Consider the following 17,904-nt stretch of genomic DNA (forward strand, 5'->3'; position numbering starts at 1 on the left):
GTCCGCTGGAGACATCATGACCGAGCGTATCGCCTGCCCCCAATTGCGGACCCGAATCGTCAGTGCAGACGCCGCCGCCAGCATGATCACCTCGGGCAGCACGGTGGGGATGAGCGGCTTTACCGGATCGGGCTATCCCAAAGCCGTGCCGCTGGCGCTTGCCGCGCGGATCGAGGCCGAGCATGCCGCAGGCCGCCCGTTCCGCGTCCGCATCTGGACCGGTGCCTCGACCGGCCCCGAACTCGATGGCGCACTGGCCAAGGCCGATGGCATCGAATTCCGCCTGCCGTACAATTCCGATCCGATCGCGCGTGAGAAGATCAACCGCGGCGAGATGGAATATTTCGACATGCATCTGAGCCAGGTCGCGCCGATGGCGTGGCAGGGCTTTCTGGGGCCGCTCGACACCGCCGTGATCGAGGTGTCGGGGATCCGCGCCGATGGATCGCTGATCCCGTCCTCGTCGATCGGCAACAACAAGACCTGGCTCGATCGTGCCGAGCAGATCATCCTCGAGGTCAATAGCTGGCAGAATCCAGCTTTGGAGGGTATGCACGACATTTATTACGGCACCGCGCTGCCGCCGCACCGCGTGCCGATTCCGCTGGTGCGGCCCGACGATCGCATCGGCGAGGCCTATTTCCGCGTCGATCCGGCCAAGATCGTCGCCATCGTCGAAACCGCGGCGCCCGATCGCAATCTGCCCTTCGCCGCGCCGGATGCCGCTGCCCACGCCATTGCCGGGCATCTCATCGAGTTCTTTGCGCACGAGGTTTCGCGCGGCCGCCTGCCGGCTTCGTTGCTGCCGCTCCAGTCGGGCGTGGGCAACATCGCCAATGCGGTGCTGACCGGGCTGGTATCGGGCCCGTTCGACGACATGACCTCCTATACCGAGGTCATTCAGGACGGGATGCTCGACCTGCTCGACTCCGGCAAGCTCAGGATGGCATCGGCCACCGCCTTCTCGCTCAGCCCCGAAGCGGCGGCGCGGCTCAATGCCGATCTGGGGGCGTATCGCGACCGCATGATCCTGCGGCCGCAGGAGATCAGCAATCATCCCGAGCTGATCCGGCGGCTGGGCTGCCTGGCAATGAACGGGCTGATCGAGGCCGATATTTACGGCAACGTCAATTCGACCCACATCATGGGATCGCGCATCCAGAACGGCATCGGCGGCTCGGGGGATTTTGCCCGCAACGCTTATGTCTCGATCTTCATGACGCCGTCGACCGCCAAGGGCGGCAAGATTTCGGCGATCGTGCCGCAGGCCAGCCATGTCGATCATATCAGCCAGGATGTGCAGGTGCTCGTCACCGAGCAGGGGCTGGCCGATCTGCGCGGGCTCAGCCCGAAACAGCGCGCCACGTTGATCATCGAGAAATGCGCGCACCCGAGCTATCGACCGATGCTCCAGGACTATTACGCGCGGGCCCGGCTGGGCTCATACGGCATGCAGTCACCATCGCTACCGGCGGAGGCGTTGAGCTGGCACCAGCGCTTTATCGATACGGGCACCATGCTAATCTGATCTCCGCGACCCGACGCGGGAGCAGGTGGGGTGATGCAGCGCTCCATCGGGAGATGGCGCCTGGCTCGCCACGCGCAGTCGACATCCCGCGGCCACTGCTTCTATGCGGTTCGGCCATCATGACGGTGCTCCTCATCGGCATTATCAGCTCGCTCGATCGGGCCGAAAGATGGCAGGGACCGACCGGGACGTTCAATAGTTCGCTGGCTCAGTGAAAGGCATCGTAGACGTAATGTCGCACATCAGACCAAAGCCAGCTGCACTTTCCGACGAAGTCGCCGGCCCGCGACGGAGTGCGCTGTGCGATGATTGATGGATCGAGTGGCTGGCGCCGCGCCGCGGTCGGCAGGGCCTTGACCGTACGCGAGTGCCGGGCTGCTTCTCGCCGCCGACCCCATCGGTCTGCCGCGTGAGGCGTGTGGCAATTCTGCAATCCAGGGAAGACGTAACATGATCCTGGCAGCGCTGACCCTGTTACCGTTCGCTGCGGCTCTTCTGCTGGCCCTCTGCACAAGCGCAAGTCGCGGAACGCACGTCTTGATTGCGGCGGGAGCGAGCGCTGGCGGACTGGGCCTGCTGCTGAGCGCCCCGCCAGGGGTGGTGGCGGGCGCGCCGCTGGCGTTGCACCTCGCATGGGTCCCCGCGCTCGGGCTCGACTTCAGTCTCTGGCTCGATCCGCTGGGATTGCTGTTTGCCGGCCTGATCCTGGGCATCGGCCTGCTGGTCGTGATTTACGCGCAGGGGTATCTGGCGCGGGACGAAGCGACGGGCCGGTTCCTGTCCTGCCTCACGCTGTTCCAGGGAGCGATGGTGGGCATCGCGCTGTCGAACAACGTGCTGTTGATGCTGGTGTTCTGGGAAATGACCAGCCTGTCGTCCTTCCTGCTGATCGGTTTCTGGCGCGACCGCGCCGATGCACGGCAGGGGGCGCGGATGGCGCTGGCGGTGACGGGCGGCGGCGGGCTGGCGCTGATCGCGGGGCTGGTGCTGCTGGGGCAGGTGGCGGGGTCGTATGAGCTGTCGACGATCCTGACGCGCGGGGATGTCGTCATGGCGTCGCCGCTCTATCCCGCGATCCTGATCCTGGTGCTGCTGGGCGCATTCACCAAATCGGCGCAGTTTCCGTTTCACTTCTGGTTGCCGCACGCGATGGCCGCGCCCACGCCGGTCAGTGCCTATCTGCATTCCGCGACGATGGTGAAGGCCGGCGTATTTCTGCTCGCGCGATTGTGGCCGGTGCTGGCGGGCAGCGAGCTGTGGTTCTACCTCGTCGCCTCGACCGGCCTGCTGACGATGCTGTTCGGCGCCGGAGTCGCGCTGTTCCGCAACGATTTAAAGGCGATCCTCGCCTATTCGACGATCAGCCAGCTCGGCTTGATGGTGATGCTGCTCGGCTTCGGTACGGCGGCGGCCGCCGCGGCGGCGGTGTTCCACATCCTCAACCATGCCGCCTTCAAGGCGGCGCTGTTCATGAACGCGGGGATCGTCGACCACGAGACCGGCACGCGTGACATCCGCCGGTTGGGCGGGCTCGCAGCGCTGATGCCGCTGACCGCGACGCTCGGCACGCTGGCCGCGGCGGCAATGGCGGGCCTTCCCCCGCTGGGCGGCTTCATCTCGAAGGAGATGATGCTGGAGGAAAGCGCGCACACGATATTTGGCGGCCAGACGTTGCTCGTGCCGGTGCTGGCGACGCTCGCCGCCTTGCTGTCGGCCGCCTATTCGCTGCGCTATGCCGCGAAACTCTTCTTCGGGCCGACACGGACGGGCGACGCACCAAAGCCGCACGATCCCGGCGCGGCGATGATCGGCCCCTCGATCGTGTTGGTGGCGGTTGCGCTCGGCCTTGGGTTGCTGCCCATGACGATCGCCGGGCCGCTGGTTGCCGCTGCCACGGCGGCGGTGACGGGCGAAGCTGCGCCGCGGCTCGAACTGGCGCTTTGGCACGGCATTAATCCGGCGCTGGTGATGAGCCTTGTCGCGGTGCTGCTCGGTGCAGCCGTTGTCTGGCAGTATCCCGCTTTGGCGGCGCGGCTTGCCAATCGCGCCGCGCCCGATGCCAAGCGGATGTTCGACGTGGCAATGGGAGCCGTCATCACGCAGACTCGGCGCGCCTCGCTGGCGATCCATGCCGGATCACTACAGCGCTATCTTTTCATGCTGTTCGCGGTGGCGGTGGCGCTGGGCCTTGACGGTATGCTGACCAGCGGCGGGCTGCTCACCGGCCCCCGCGCGCCGTTGCCCGCGTCGCCGGTCGCCATCGCGGCATGGCTCGCGTTAATCGCAGCTACCGTGACCGTCGTGCTGACCCACCGGCAGCGGTTCCTGGCGCTGGTGTTCATCAGCGTCATCGGTTTGGTCATGGCACTGGCCTTCGTCCACTTGTCCGCGCCCGATCTCGCGCTCACCCAGATCGCTGTCGAAGTGGTGACGATCTTGCTGCTTCTGCTGGCATTGCACCTTCTCCCCAAGACACCGCGCCAACTGTCGAGTGTTCCCCGGCGGCTGCGCGACGGCGCACTGGGCATCGCGGCCGGCATCGGCGCCGGGCTCGCGGCCTGGGCGATCATGACGCGTGAGGTGCGCGATTCAGTGTCGTCCTATCACTGGGCCAACAGCTATCCCGGCGGCGGCGGGACCAACGTCGTTAACGTCACGCTGGTCGATTTTCGTGCGTTTGACACGATGGGCGAGATTATCGTGCTGGGGATCGCTGGGCTGGCGATCTATGCGCTGCTTGAGCCTGCCGCGCGGGGCGCTGCGGGCCGCCGATTACGTGCTTGGCGAAAGGACATGCCGCATTCACCCGAGCGTCACCCCATGATGTTCGTGATGGCGACGCGGCTGCTTTTGCCGCTGGCGCTGCTGGTCGGCCTCTACATTTTCCTGCGCGGGCATAACCAGCCGGGCGGCGGGTTCGTCGCCGCCTTGGTGTTCGCGATCGCCATCCTGCTCCAGTATCTCGCTTCCGGCTTTGACTGGACCGACGAGCGGCGGCAGATGGGCGAGCATCCGCTGATCGCCTTTGGCGTGTTGATCGCGGTCGCGACCGGGCTCGGATCGCTCGCATTCGGTGCGCCGTTCCTGACGAGCAGCTTTGGCTATTTCCATCTGCCACTGATCGGCAAATTCGAGCTGGCGACAGCCATGCTGTTCGATACGGGCGTGGCATGCGTGGTGGTGGGCGCGGTGCTGATGGCCTTGGCACAGCTTAGCCATGTGGCGCAGCGCGCGGCGCGCGGCAGCGATGCGTCTGACGGAGAAGGCCTATGATCAGCCTGGAGTTCCTGATCGCCAGCGCGATCGGCGTGCTGACCGCGGGCGGCGTCTATCTCGCATTGCGTGGACGGACCTTCCAAGTCGTGCTCGGGCTGACTCTGCTGTCCTATGCGGTGAACCTATTCCTGTTCGCGATCGGGCGGCTGGTCATCGACCGCCCGCCATTGTTCGCCAAAGGCCTCACCGACCATGCCGACCCGTTGCCGCAGGCGCTGGTGCTGACCGCGATCGTCATCACGTTCGGCATGACCGCGCTGGTCGTGATCCTGTCGCTCCGCAGTTTTCTCGAAAGCGGATCCGACCAGGTCGACGGAATCGCCGATCCCGCGGACGAAGGGAGCGCGTCGTGACCGCGCTGGACCAGCTGATCATCGCGCCGATTGTCATTCCGACGATCGTCGCACCGCTGGCGCTGCTGGCGATGCGACGGCGGCGGCGGGTCGGCGTCGCGCTGTCGTTGGCGGGGTGTGTGCTGATGCTGCTCGCGGCGCTCGCGCTGTTTGGCATGGCGCAAGATGGCACGATCCGCGCCTATCCGCTGGGCGACTGGCCGGCACCGTTCGGGATCGTGCTGGTGCTCGATAGGCTGTCGGCGATCATGCTGGTGCTGGCGGCCGCGCTGGCGCTGATCGTGATGATCCATGCGCTCGTCACGTCGGTCGATCGCAAGGGGTGGCATTTTCATCCGCTGTTCCAGTTCCAGCTGCTGGGCCTGAACGGCGCGTTCCTGACGGGCGATCTGTTCAACCTGTTCGTGTTTTTCGAAGTGCTGCTGATCGCCTCCTATGGCCTGATGCTGCACGGGCAGGGGGGCGCACGGCTGAAGGCGGGGGTCGCCTATGTGATCGTCAATATCGTCGGATCAGCGCTGTTCCTGATCGCGCTGGGGCTGCTTTATGGCCTGACCGGCACGCTCAACATGGCGGATCTCGCGCGGCGCGTTGCCACGCTGGGCGCGGCGGATCAGGGGCTCGCGCGGGTCGCCGGGCTGCTGTTGCTGACCGTGTTCGGGCTGAAGGCGGCGGTGGTGCCGCTGCACCTTTGGCTGCCGCGCACCTATGCCGCGACCATGCCGGTGGTCGCGGCGCTGTTTGCGATCATGACCAAGGTCGGGGTCTATGCCATGATCCGCACCGTGCCGCTGATCTTCGGCCCGGGCGCGGGTGCGGCGGCGTGGGTGCCTGCACCGTGGCTGATGCCCGCTGCCATCCTCACCACGATCACCGGGTTCGTCGGCGTGCTGGCGGCGCGGGGAATGCGCGAACAGGCGGCGTTCGCGCTGCTCGGCTCGACCGGCACGCTGCTGCTGGCGGTGGCGTGCTGGACCGAAGCGACGACGGCAGCGGCGCTCTATTATCTCGTCCATGCAACGCTCGCCGCGGCGGCGCTGTTCCTGGTTGCGGACGTGACGATGCGGCGGCGCGGCCAATATGGCGACGCGATCGTCGCGGGCCCGCGCTTCGTCGGGCAACAGGCGGTGGGACTGCTGTTCCTGGCCACCACGATCGCCGCAGTCGGGCTGCCGCCGCTGTCGGGGTTCGTCGCCAAGCTGTTTATCCTGCAAAGCGTCAGCACAAATGCGCTGTCGTGGGTGTTGTGGGCGACGGTGCTAGGCACCACGCTGATCGGCGTGGTCGGTTTTGCCCGTAGCGGCAGCGCGCTGTTCTGGAAGGCGAAAGCCGATGGGGATCCGATCGCCTGTCCCGAACGGTCGCGCGCCGAACTTGCCGCGCCAATGGCGCTGGTGGCATTGCTCGCCATGATGACCCTCTTCGGCGGCGGGGCGACGGCGCAGGCGCAGGCGGCCGCGGCGCAGGTGTTTGCGCCGCAGCACTATCTGAATGCCGTGCTGGGGAATGCGCGATGATCAAATGGCTGCTGCCCCATCCTGCGCTGTCTGTTATGCTACTCGCGGTATGGCTGCTGATGGCCAACACGATTACGGTGGGCGGGCTTGTGCTGGGCGCGATCTTCGCAGTCATTCTGCCCAAATTTACCGAGCCGTTCTGGCCCGATCGACCGCGCATCCGCTTCGGCCGCGCGTTGGCGGGCTATGTCGTCATCGTATTGTATGACATTCTGGTCGCCAATTTCGAGGTCGCCCGCATAATCCTGTTCCGCCGCAACCGCGACCTGCGATCGCGCTGGCTGATCATCCCGATCGATCTGACGACGCCCGAGGCCGTGACGGTGCTGGCGGGGACGATCAGCCTGACGCCCGGCACGGTTTCATCGGACGTGTCGGCGGACGGACGCTATCTGCTCGTTCACGCGCTCGACGTGGCGGACGCGGAGGCCGAGGTCGCGCGAATCAAGGCGCGGTACGAAGCGCGACTGCAACGGGTATTCACATGATCGCATGGGCACTCAACATCGCTTCGGTCGCGGTAGCGCTGGCGCTACTGCTCAACGGCTGGCGGCTATTGAAGGGGCCGGCGCTGGGCGATCGCATCGTGGCGTTGGATACGATGGTGATCAACGTCATCGCGCTGATCGTGCTGATCGGCATGATCGGCGGCAATGACACCTATTTCGAGGCGGCACTGCTGCTCGCGATGGTCGGCTTCGTCAGCACCATCGCCTATTGCAAGTTCATCCTGCGCGGGGACATCGTGGAATGACCATGATCGTCGATATCGTCATCTCGGCGCTGGTGTTGCTGGGCGCCGGGTTCGTCCTGATCGGCAGCTGGGGGCTGGTGCGTCTGCCGTCGACGATGGAGCGGCTGCACGGGCCGACCAAGGCGACCACGCTGGGGCTGGGCGCATTGTTGCTGGGGTCGGTGCTATATTTTCAGCTCCGGCTCGGTACGTGGAGCGCGCATGAACTGCTGATCTCGCTGTTTCTGTTCATTACCGCGCCGATCTCCGCCAACATGATCGCCAAGGTTCACCTGCACCGCCTCCACACCGGCGCACTATCTGAGCCAGACAGCATTGCCGGCCCGCCGCCCCGTCCGGGCGACGATGGCGATTGGGCGACATTTGCGGAGCCGCAACAGGACACACCTGCCGCGACGGCAAATACTTGAACCTTTCCGGTCGAGGCGGAATCCGGCGACCGCAATGTCCACCCAAGAAAAACAAGCTGAGCACTATGGCCTGCGTCGGTTGAGCCGGACGCCAACATGGCTTGCGCGTGGCGGGTGCTGCGGGCGTAGCACACGATCGCGATGGGGTGGTTCGCACACCATCTTCAGCAGGGCTGGGCTGCTCACCAGGCGATGTGGTTTGCCTTTGTACGCCGCTGTCAGGCCGTCATCGAGCTGCGCGTATCTTCCAGCGCCAACTCGACCAGGACGCGCATCGCTTCGCTTGCCGCCGCTGGATCCCCGGCGGCGATTGCATCATAGACCCGCATGTGATCGGGGATCGGGTTGCGCGGCAGCGCGCGCTGGCGTTGTTTGAACTGCGTCGTCCAGTTGACCGCCGCGCCGATGCTGGCGGTCAGCACCATCAGCGCGTCATTGCGTGTCGCCTGCAGGATCGCGCTGTGAAAGTCGCGATCGGCGGCACGACCGGCCTCGGTGACCAGTGTGTCGCGGCGCATCGAGGTCAGCGCATCTTTCATCGCTTTGAGATCGGCGCGATCGCGGCGCTGCGCCGCCAACATCGCCGCGGCCGGCTCAACGATTGCACGTAGCTCGAACAGGTTGCGGACAAAGTCGATATCGGGTTCGCTGGCGAAGGCCCAGGCGAGGACATCTGGATCAAGCAGGTTCCAGCGGCCGCGTGGCAAAACCCGGGTGCCCGTCTTTGGCCGGCTCTCGACCAGCCCTTTGGCGGTCAGCACCTGCACCGCCTCGCGGTATGCAGTACGCGATACCTCCAGTTCCTCAGCGAAGGCGATCTCGCCGGATAGCGTGTCGCCCGGGGCATACTTTCCAGACAATATCGCCAGGCCAAGCTTGTGGGCGACCGCGCCACGCAAGCGCCGACCGGGGCCGCGGATCGTGTTTGCCGCGTTCGAACTCCCGATGTGGTTATTGTCGTCAACCATAGACTGCTCTCCGCTGGGAAATCCCTATCAGGCCGTCACAGCAGGCGAAACGACAAACATTGCCAACGTCTGCAGTCTGCATTACTCAGAGTATAAAGTTTGGACTTGATTATCGCACTAATCGATCTGCTGCGGTCGAACTTCCCGCTGACGTGAAAGGCGGTGGCGCGCCGTGGCTGATCGCCGGCTCGGCGGGAGACCGGATTGAACCGACTGAACAAAGGGCGCTGGCCATAACGGCGCTCATGCCGAAGGAGAGGGTTATATGGCATTTCGCCTGCTGCAGCATCGCGGCGTCGATGGAAGCCGCGCGGTCATTGCGGCGTTGGGAAACCACGCCAGCTTCGTGCCTGGATTCGAGAGCATCCGGGCACTAGCGGCACACGCCATCGCACAGGGGCAGACGCTTGAAGCAGCGGTTGCCGCGGCCGGGCAGGGCGATGCCGTGGATCTCATGTCGGAACATGCTGCCGGTCGGCTGATCGCGCCGATCGATCATGAGGACAATGCACGGCTGCTGATGTCCGGCACGGGCCTGACGCATCTTGGTTCGGCGGAGGGCCGCGACAAGATGCATCGCGATGCCGCGGCGAGCGACAAGCAAACCGATTCGATGCGCATGTTCCTTGAAGGGGTAGCGGGCGGCAAGCCGGCCGCGGATGACATCGGACAGCAGCCGGAATGGTTTTACAAGGGCAATGGCTCGGCGCTGGTGGGCCCGGGCGAACCGCTCTCCTCGCCGGCCTTTGCGCAGGACGGCAGCGAGGAGCCGGAACTGGCCGGCATCTATCTGATCGGTCCGGACGGCACGCCGTTCCGGCTCGGCTTGTGCCTGGCCAACGAATTCAGTGACCACATCACCGAGCGGCACAACTATCTGTGGTTGGCCCATTCCAAGCTGCGCCAAGCCGCGCTCGGGCCGGAGCTCCTGGTCGGCACGCCGCCGCAGCATATCGAAGGCGCCAGCCGCATCTACCGTGATGGTGCCTTGCTGTGGGAAAAGCCGTTTCTATCGGGCGAGGCCAACATGTCGCATACGATCGCCAATCTCGAGGCACATCACTTCAAATATGATCTGTTCCGCCGCCCCGGCGATGTGCACGTCCATTTCTTTGGCACCGCGACATTGTCATTCGCCGATGGCGTGACGACCGAGGAGGGTGATGTGTTCGAGATTGAAGCGGCGCCGTTCACGCTGCCGCTGCGCAATCCGCTCGCCAAGGCTGAAGCAGTAGCGGTCATGGTGCGGGAACTATGAGCACGGAAAAGATTCGTGTCGCCATCGTCGGCATGGGCAAGATCGCCATCGACCAGCATGTGCCGTCGATTGCCCGCAGTCAGGAGTACGTGCTGACCGCCGTGGTCAGCTCGCGCGATCCGGCCATGCCCGGTGTCGCGTGGCACAAGACGTTGCAGTCGCTGCTCGACGACGGCCCGGCGATTGATGCCGTTGCGCTGTGCACCCCGCCGCAGGTGCGCTACGACCTGGCATCGCTGGCGCTGTCGCGCGGCGTGCATGTATTCCTCGAAAAGCCGCCCGGCGCGACGCTGGCCGAAGTCGGGTTGTTGGAAGACCAGGCGGTCAAAAGCGGGGCGACGTTGTTCGCTGGCTGGCATTCCCGTTTCGCCGCCGGCGTCGCGCCGGCGCGCGCCTGGCTGGCCGATCGCCGTATCGACAGCGTATCGATCGTGTGGCGGGAGGACGTGCGCCACTGGCATCCGGGCCAGGCCTGGATCTGGGAGCCGGGCGGCCTCGGCGTGTTCGATCCCGGGATCAACGCGCTGTCGATCGCGACGTATATCCTGCCCAACCCGTTCTTCCTGACCACGGGCACGCTATCGACGCCGGCCAATCGCGCTGCGCCGATCGCCGCCGATCTCACGTTCCGCGATGCGCTCGGCGCCCCGGTGACGATGGATCTCGATTGGCGCCAGACCGGCCCGCAAAGCTGGGACATGACGGTCGAGACCGATGCTGGTACGCTGAGCCTCGCCAAGGGCGGTGGGGTGCTGACGCTGCCGAGCGGCATCGAGCAGCATGACGACGAGGAATACCCCGGGCTGTATGCGCGCTTCGCGGCACTGATCCGCGCTGGCGAAAGCGATGTCGACACCAGCCCGTTGTGCCTCGTTGCCGATGCCTTCCTGCGCGCGACGCGCGTGCCGGTTGAGAATTTCCATGATTGAGGAGAAGACCATGTCCAGGACCCTGCGCGGCCTTGCCGCTGCCTTGCTGCTTTCCACCACCGCGATCGCGGGGGCGCAGACCATGCCGGCCGAGGCGCCGGTCGCCGCGACACTGCAGGCCGATAAGCCCGGCCCGGTTTACGACAAGCGCATCTTCACCCAGTTCGCCGAGCATCTCGGCAACGGCATCTATGGCGGCCTGTGGGTTGGCAACGACAAGAAGATTCCCAATACCCGCGGTTTCCGCAACGACGTGGTCGGCGCACTCAAGCGGCTTGGCGTGCCGGTGATCCGCTGGCCCGGTGGCTGCTTCGCCGACGAATATCACTGGCGGGACGGGATCGGCGCGAAAGACAAGCGCCCGGTGAAGATCAACACGCATTGGGGCGGGGTGACCGAGCCCAACACGGTCGGCACACACGAATTCATGGACTTGACCGAGCAGATTGGCGCCGAGCCCTATATCGCCGGGAATGTCGGCAACGGCACTCCCCAGGAAATGGCCGAGTGGGTTGAATATATGACATCCCCGGCTGGCACGCTGGCTGGCGAGCGGGCCAAGAATGGCCACAAGGCACCGTGGAAGGTGCCGTATTTCGGTGTCGGCAACGAGCTGTGGGGCTGCGGCGGCAACATGCGTCCTGAATATGCCGCGGACCTGACCAGGCGGTACGCGACGTTCATCAAGGCGCCTGCGGGCACCCGCATCTTGAAGATCGCCGCCGGCGCGAACGTCGACGATTACAAATGGACTGAAGTCATGATGCGCGAGGCGATCGGCCAGATCGATGCCGTCTCGCTGCATTATTACACGATCCCCGGCAGTTGGCCGCCGCGCGCCTCGCCGACCGAGTTCGACGAGACGGTTTGGGCGGAGACGCTGGCCGGCGCGTGGAAGATGGACGAGCTGATCACCAAGCACAGCGCGATCATGGACAAGTATGATCCGCAGAAGCGCATCTGGCTGGCGGTCGACGAATGGGGCACGTGGTTTGCGCAGGATCCGGGCACACATCCGGGCTTCCTGCGGCAGCAGAACACACTGCGCGACGCGTTGGTGGCGGCGATCCATCTCAACGTGTTCGCCAAACATGCCGAGCGCGTGAAGATGACGGCGATCGCGCAGATGGTAAACGTGCTGCAGGCGATGATCCTGACCGACGGCAGCAAGATGGTGCTGACGCCGACTTATCACGTGTTCGAGATGTACAAGCCGTACATGGACGGCACGGTGCTGCCGCTCGAGATCAAATCACCGTGGTACAATAAGGACCAGTGGACCATCCCGCAGGTCAGCGCGAGCGCGGTGCGCGGCAAGGACGGGCTGGTCCATGTCGGCCTCGCCAACGCCGATCCCAATGCGCCGGTGACAATTTCGGTGTCGCTGACGGGCGTTGCGGCAAGCAGCGTCTCGGGCCGCGTGCTAACCGCCCCGGCGATGAATGCACGCAACGATTTCGGCGTCGCCGAGGCGGTGACGCCGGTGGCGTTCACCGGTGCGCAGGTGCAGGGCAATATGCTGACGGTTACGCTCCCGGCCAAGTCGGTCGTTATGCTCGAACTGCGCTGAACATGATCGTGAAACGCATGGGGGGAGCGCTGGCGGTATTGCTGGCGCTTTCCACCCCGGTCGCGGGTGCGCAGGATGCGGTAGCGCCGACAACGCTCAACGCTCAAATCGAGGGTGATATCGCGCCGGTCCATGATCCGGTGCTGATCCGCGAAGACGATACCTATCACGTCTTCTCGACCGGGATCGGACCGCTCGGGCAGGGCATGGTATCGCATCGCGCCTCGCGCGATCTTGTTCATTGGGAAGCCGCGCCGCCGCCGTTCGCGACGCTGCCAGCCTGGGTAGCCGGCACGATCCCGGGCGCCAAGAACCTTTGGGCGCCCGATATCTCGTACGTAAACGGCCGCTACCGGCTCTATTATTCGGCGTCGACCTTCGGCTCGAACCGCTCCGGGATCGGCATGGCCACCAGCGCGACGCTCGATCCGAGCAAGCCGGGCTATGGCTGGCGCGACGAGGGCCTCGTCGTGGCGTCGCAACCGGGCGACGATTTCAACGCCATCGACCCGGCCTTCCTCGCCGACAAGCAGGGTCGCCACTGGCTGTCGCTGGGCAGCTTCTGGACCGGGCTCAAGCTGTTCGAGCTGGACCCGCGGACTGGCAAATTGCTGCACCCGGGCGCGAAGCCCGTTCCGATCGCCCGCCGCCCGGTTCCCGCTGGCGCGCCGTCGATCGTCGAGGCGCCATACATCTTCGAGCGCGGCGGCTGGTACTGGCTCCTGGCGAGCTATGACTATTGCTGCAAGGGCGTGAACAGCACGTATTACACGGTGATCGGTCGCTCCAAGACGGTCGCCGGGCCCTATCGCGGCAAGGACGGCAGTTCGCTGCTCAAGGGCGGCGGCACGATCCTGTTGCGCGCCGACCTGCAGGAAAAGCAGCGCTTCCGCGGGCCTGGCCATTCGGGGCATTTTCGCGACGCGAATGGCACCGATCTCATCGTTTATCACGCCTATGACAAAGACAAGAACGGCGCACCGACCCTTCGTATCGCAACCCTGAGCTGGGATGCGGACGGCTGGCCGACCGCTCGCTAGAGGAGAGAGACCATGGATACCGTATCGCGCCGCCTGTTCCTCGCCGGGGCTGCCGTGGCAACCGCCGCGCCAGCCTTCGCCCGCAACCCTGCCGGCAAGGGAATCGTCAACCCGCTGGTGCGCCAGCGCGCCGATGCACAGGTCTTCCGCCACACCGATGGTTGGTATTACATGACCGGATCCGTGCCCGAATATGACCGGCTGGTGCTGCGCCGGTCGCGCACGCTCGCCGGCCTGTCAACGGCGCAGGAGCGTGTGTTGTGGCGGCACGAAAAAACCGGGCCGATGTCCGGCTTTCTCTGGGCACCGGAACTGCATCTGATCGACGGCAAGTGGATCGTGTATTTCGCTGCTGGCCCAAGCGGCGGCGGCGAGGATGTGTTCCGTATCCGCAGCTATGCCGTGATATGCGATGGCCAGGATCCGATGACCGGGACGTGGAGCGTGCTTGGTCAGCTGCAGCTGGCATGGGACAGCTTCAATCTTGATTCCACCGTCTTCACGCATCGCGGCACGCGTTATCTGTGCTGGGCGCAGCGTGAGGAGGGGATCGACACCAATTCGAACCTGTATCTTGCGCCGCTCGAAACTGCGCTGACGCTCGGGGCCAAGCCCATGCGACTGACCGTGCCGACGCTCGACTGGGAAGTTCGCGGCTTCAAGGTGGCCGAGGCGCCCGCCTTCCTGGCGCGCAATGGGCAAGTGTTCATCACGTATTCGGCCAGCGCCACGGACGACCGCTATTGCCTGGGGCTGCTCAGCGCGAAGGAGGATGCGAACCTGATGGACCCGGCGGTCTGGACCAAGGCCCAGCAGCCGGTGTTCAAATCGTCACCAGAGAACAAGGTGTTCGGCCCCGGGCATAACAGCTTCACGGTCGACGAGCGTGGCCGCGACATGCTGGTCTATCACGGGCGCGACTATGCGGCGATCAAGGGCGATCCCTTGTTCGATCCCAACCGCCATACCCGCGTCCAGCCGTTCACCTACCACGCGGATGGCAGCCCGAACTTCGGCGTGCCGTTGGCCAACGGGCGGCTGTAACGGACGAACGGCCGCTTCCTCCCCCGCGCTGAACCATTTCAAATCTAATGGCGGTGGTAAGCCGATCGCGGCGGTGGAGCGGACGTGGTTCCAGGCGCTGCCGCCGCCGGGTGCGGGACGGCGTCGGTGGTCACCGCGGCCGTGGGGCCGCTTCGGGCGATATGTCAGAGTAACACAGGACTGCTACGCTCCCAATCTCGTTCTAATCGGCTTAAAGATTCTTGCTATCGCCGGTCGCACTCCGTAATGTTGTAGGAGTAATACCGGGCGATTTAAGCCGGACATCATATGGGAGAGGGTAAATGGGGTTGAAGCCGATTGTCTTGGGGTCCGTGTCAGTTATCGCGCTGACATTGGCTGCTCCCGCATTTGCTCAGGCCGTGCCGACCACGCCGCAGGATCGCGTCGAGACGGCGCCGGATGCGGAAGGTGGCGATCAGGACATTATCGTCACGGGCGTGCGAGCGTCGATCGTAGGCGCGCTCAACGTGCGCAAGAATTCGATCCAGATCGTAGATTCGATCGTGTCTGAAGACGTCGGCAAGTTGCCCGACAATAATGTCGTCGAGGCGCTCCAGCGCGTCACCGGCATTCAGGTTACCGACCGCGCCGGTGGCGAAGCGGCGACGATCACCATCCGCGGCCTGACCGATCCACTAACGACCCTGAACGGGCGCAACATCTTCACTGCGGCTGGCACGTCCTTCGCGCTGCAGGATATCTCGGCCAACCTCGTCAAGCAGGTCGACGTCTACAAGACCCGTTCGGCCGATCAACTCGAGACCGGCCTGGCCGGCCAGATCGACGTGCAGACCCGCCGCCCGCTCGACTTTGAGGGCCTCACCGTTTCCGGCCTGGCGCGCGGAATCTACTCAGAGCTGGCCGACAAGGCCAATCCCAATGCCGCGCTGCTGGTGAGCAACCGCTGGTCGACCGGTATCGGCGACATCGGCTTTCTGGTGAACGGCAGTTACACCCGCGCTGAATTCCGGAACCAGAATCTTCAGGCAGGCGCCATGGTGCCTTTCGCGACGGAAAATCCGACCGTGGGTTCGGGGCTCACGCCACTGCAGCGGATTTTCCCCGGCGCTACCAATCAAAACTGGACGCCGGGCCTGGACGCCGGCCTGCCGACCACGCCGGGTTCGACGCTGAACATCAATGGCGTCAACACGCCATATTATCTGTCGCGCGACGCCGTCATCGCGTCCGATCTCTACGGCAAGCGGGAACGTCGTGCGGTCAACGCCGCTTTGCAATGGGCACCCAACGACAGCTCGGTCTACACCGCAGAGGTCTTCTACACCGGCTTCAAGGGCAGTACGTTCAACAGCCTGAACTTCAGCTTCGTCGATTGGTGGGGCAGCCTGCCCGCCAACCCGGGCACCAGCTTCGAACTCTATGACGGCACGAACATCATCAAGTCACGCCGGGTGGGGGCAGTCGCGGGCTTCAACAGCGGCGACACGGCGACCAACAAGACCGATAGCTATGTCTATGCCCTCAACGCGAAATGGGACGTGGCCGAGCGCGGCAAGATCTCAGCCGACATAGCCTATCAAGACAGCAAGAACGAGACGTCCTTTTTCGCCATCCGCACCGATCGTGCGCCGCTCGACATCGACGTGGACTTCAACGCCGGCGGTGGGCTTCCGTCCTACAGCTTCGGCAATCAGGGCGTGCTGACCGACGCGACCGCATGGACAATCGGCAACCTGTTTGACAGCGGCACGAAGAATACCGGCAGTGCGCTGACGATGATGCTCGACGGCGAATATGGGTGGGACGACGGCTTTTTGCGCCGCGTCAAGGCGGGCTTCCGCTACGACGACCGCAAGGCCGACACCTATGTGCGGGATCAGGGCGCGGGCAGTCTGGGAACGACGCTGGCCGAATTCGGCGCCGGCACGCCCTTCACTAACAGCGGCTTCTTCGATGGCCGCGCCGACATCCCGACGAGCTGGGTGCTGGCTGATCCGCGCAGCATGGACACGGATGCCGTCCGTACCCTGTATCGCGCCAACGCGCCGGGCTTGCTCTTGTCGAACGAGATGAGCTTCGGCCGTGTGTTCAGCATCAACGAGCAGAACCTTGCGGCCTATGCTTTGGCGGATGGCGAGGTCGAGATTTTTGGGCGTCCGCTCCAGCTTCAGGCCGGCGTGCGATATGTGGCGATCAATACCGATTATGACTATTTCGACAGGGGCGCCAATTTTGCCCGCACCGGCGTTTCCAGCGCATCGGAGAAGTGGCTTCCTTCGTTCACTGCGCGCTTCGCGGTTACCGATAACCTGCGCATCCGCTTCAACTATGGTGAGACGCTGCGGCGACCCAATTTCGGTGATTTAAATCCTAACCCGGTGCTGACGGGCGATCTGTCGCGCATCGGCTTTGGCTCGGGCACGTCGGGCACCGCCAACCTGACGCCGACGCATTCGAAGAATTTCGATTTGGCGGTGGAATGGTATTTCGAACGTAACAGCGCGATCTATGCGACGGCGTTCCGGCGCGAAATCGATGGCTTGGTCGTGCCGCTTACCGTGCGCGAGGTAATCCCGAACAATTATCTGCCCCGGAACGAGACCTACACGGAATCCTTCAACATCACCCGCCCGGTGAACGCTTCGGACGGCGTGCTGAAGGGGGTGGAACTGGGCCTGACATACTTCCCGGGCTACCTTCCGGGTCCGCTGAAAGGGCTCGGTTTTACGGGCAGCGCGACGATTCTCGATTCCGAACAGACCATTCCGCTCACCAATAGCGCCGGCCAGATTACTGGCGAGACCAAGTCCGCCTTCTTCGGCGTGTCGAAGCTGTCTTACAATACCACGCTTGCCTATGATAACGGGCCGATCGGCGCGCGTCTGTCATATGTATGGCGCAAGGGGTTCCTACAGAGCAATGAAGCCCGCTCCTTCGCCAATCCCATTGGCTTCTGGCGCGCCCCTGAAAAGAGCCTGGACTTCCAGCTCACCTTGAACGTGAACGAAGATATCGGCGTTACCTTCGACGCGGTGAACCTGACCAAGGCTACGCAGCAAAATTATTACAAATTCGGTGATGTCGGTAACCCTGAGCAGTTTAACTCGAGCACACTGCTTATCGATCGCACCTTTGCATTGGGCGTCCGCTTCAAGTTCGACTGAGGCATGGGCGGGCGTGGCGCTTTCCAGTCTGCGCACCGACTGCGGCGGTTGTTCCGGGGATTCCCATCCTTCCCTGGAACGACCGCCGACTGCTTTTGATCGCTGAACGCG

General features: G+C 64.3%; 13 protein-coding genes and 1 pseudogene. 13 read left to right on the forward strand and 1 reads right to left on the reverse strand.

Annotation, left to right across the window (positions count from 1 at the left end; genetic code table 11):
• Positions 1 to 16: 16 nt before the first annotated feature.
• The 7 genes from scpC (at position 17) to ABC969_RS14065 (ending at position 7,838) form a co-directional block, all read left to right on the forward strand.
• On the forward strand, positions 17 to 1,528 hold the full coding sequence (scpC, locus tag ABC969_RS14035) for a succinyl-CoA:acetate CoA-transferase ScpC (RefSeq protein WP_345865739.1): 1,512 nt from the start codon (positions 17 to 19) through the stop codon (positions 1,526 to 1,528).
• A gap of 450 nt (positions 1,529 to 1,978) precedes the next feature.
• Complete coding sequence (locus ABC969_RS14040) at positions 1,979 to 4,801, forward strand: monovalent cation/H+ antiporter subunit A (RefSeq protein ID WP_345865740.1); 2,823 nt, start codon at positions 1,979 to 1,981, stop codon at positions 4,799 to 4,801.
• Positions 4,801 to 5,157: a Na+/H+ antiporter subunit C gene (locus ABC969_RS14045; protein ID WP_427916133.1), complete on the forward strand. Its 357-nt coding sequence runs from the start codon at positions 4,801 to 4,803 to the stop codon at positions 5,155 to 5,157. Before ABC969_RS14040 ends, ABC969_RS14045 begins: the two co-directional genes overlap by 1 nt.
• Complete coding sequence (locus tag ABC969_RS14050) at positions 5,154 to 6,674, forward strand: monovalent cation/H+ antiporter subunit D (protein WP_345865742.1); 1,521 nt, start codon at positions 5,154 to 5,156, stop codon at positions 6,672 to 6,674. The genes ABC969_RS14045 and ABC969_RS14050 overlap by 4 nt, the downstream gene beginning before the upstream one ends.
• Positions 6,671 to 7,162: a Na+/H+ antiporter subunit E gene (locus ABC969_RS14055; RefSeq protein WP_345865743.1), complete on the forward strand. Its 492-nt coding sequence runs from the start codon at positions 6,671 to 6,673 to the stop codon at positions 7,160 to 7,162. Before ABC969_RS14050 ends, ABC969_RS14055 begins: the two co-directional genes overlap by 4 nt.
• Positions 7,159 to 7,428, forward strand: a complete 270-nt coding sequence (locus tag ABC969_RS14060) for a K+/H+ antiporter subunit F (protein ID WP_345865745.1) — start codon at positions 7,159 to 7,161, stop codon at positions 7,426 to 7,428. Before ABC969_RS14055 ends, ABC969_RS14060 begins: the two co-directional genes overlap by 4 nt.
• Positions 7,425 to 7,838, forward strand: coding sequence for a Na+/H+ antiporter subunit G (locus ABC969_RS14065; RefSeq protein ID WP_345865746.1), 414 nt, complete (start codon positions 7,425 to 7,427; stop codon positions 7,836 to 7,838). The genes ABC969_RS14060 and ABC969_RS14065 overlap by 4 nt, the downstream gene beginning before the upstream one ends.
• A 218-nt stretch (positions 7,839 to 8,056) precedes the next feature.
• Here ABC969_RS14065 and ABC969_RS14070 read toward each other — a convergent pair whose 3' ends face one another.
• Positions 8,057 to 8,806: a FadR/GntR family transcriptional regulator gene (locus ABC969_RS14070; RefSeq protein ID WP_345865747.1), complete on the reverse strand. Its 750-nt coding sequence runs from the start codon at positions 8,804 to 8,806 to the stop codon at positions 8,057 to 8,059.
• A gap of 265 nt (positions 8,807 to 9,071) precedes the next feature.
• Here ABC969_RS14070 and araD1 point away from each other — a divergent pair, with 265 nt between their 5' ends.
• The 6 genes and pseudogenes from araD1 to ABC969_RS14100 all read left to right on the forward strand — a co-directional run bounded on the left by araD1 (position 9,072) and on the right by ABC969_RS14100 (position 17,793).
• Positions 9,072 to 10,064 carry an AraD1 family protein gene (gene araD1, locus ABC969_RS14075; protein WP_345865749.1) on the forward strand — a complete coding sequence of 331 codons (993 nt, stop codon included), beginning with the start codon at positions 9,072 to 9,074 and terminating at the stop codon, positions 10,062 to 10,064.
• Positions 10,061 to 10,993, forward strand: a complete 933-nt coding sequence (locus tag ABC969_RS14080) for a Gfo/Idh/MocA family protein (RefSeq protein WP_345865750.1) — start codon at positions 10,061 to 10,063, stop codon at positions 10,991 to 10,993. The genes araD1 and ABC969_RS14080 overlap by 4 nt, the downstream gene beginning before the upstream one ends.
• A gap of 10 nt (positions 10,994 to 11,003) precedes the next feature.
• A complete protein-coding gene (locus ABC969_RS14085; RefSeq protein WP_345865751.1) occupies positions 11,004 to 12,563 on the forward strand; it encodes an alpha-N-arabinofuranosidase in 1,560 nt (519 codons plus the stop codon).
• 2 nt (positions 12,564 to 12,565) lie between these two features.
• Positions 12,566 to 13,603, forward strand: a complete 1,038-nt coding sequence (locus ABC969_RS14090) for an arabinan endo-1,5-alpha-L-arabinosidase (protein ID WP_345865752.1) — start codon at positions 12,566 to 12,568, stop codon at positions 13,601 to 13,603.
• A gap of 12 nt (positions 13,604 to 13,615) precedes the next feature.
• Positions 13,616 to 14,644 (forward strand): annotated as a pseudogene (locus ABC969_RS14095) (glycoside hydrolase family 43 protein); the annotation flags it as partial.
• A 305-nt stretch (positions 14,645 to 14,949) separates the two neighbouring features.
• A complete protein-coding gene (locus tag ABC969_RS14100) occupies positions 14,950 to 17,793 on the forward strand; it encodes a TonB-dependent receptor (protein ID WP_345865753.1) in 2,844 nt (947 codons plus the stop codon).
• Positions 17,794 to 17,904: the final 111 nt, after the last annotated feature.

It is taken from the genome of Sphingomonas qilianensis, assembly GCF_039614825.1.
Taxonomy (GTDB): Bacteria; Pseudomonadota; Alphaproteobacteria; order Sphingomonadales; family Sphingomonadaceae; genus Sphingomonas; species Sphingomonas qilianensis.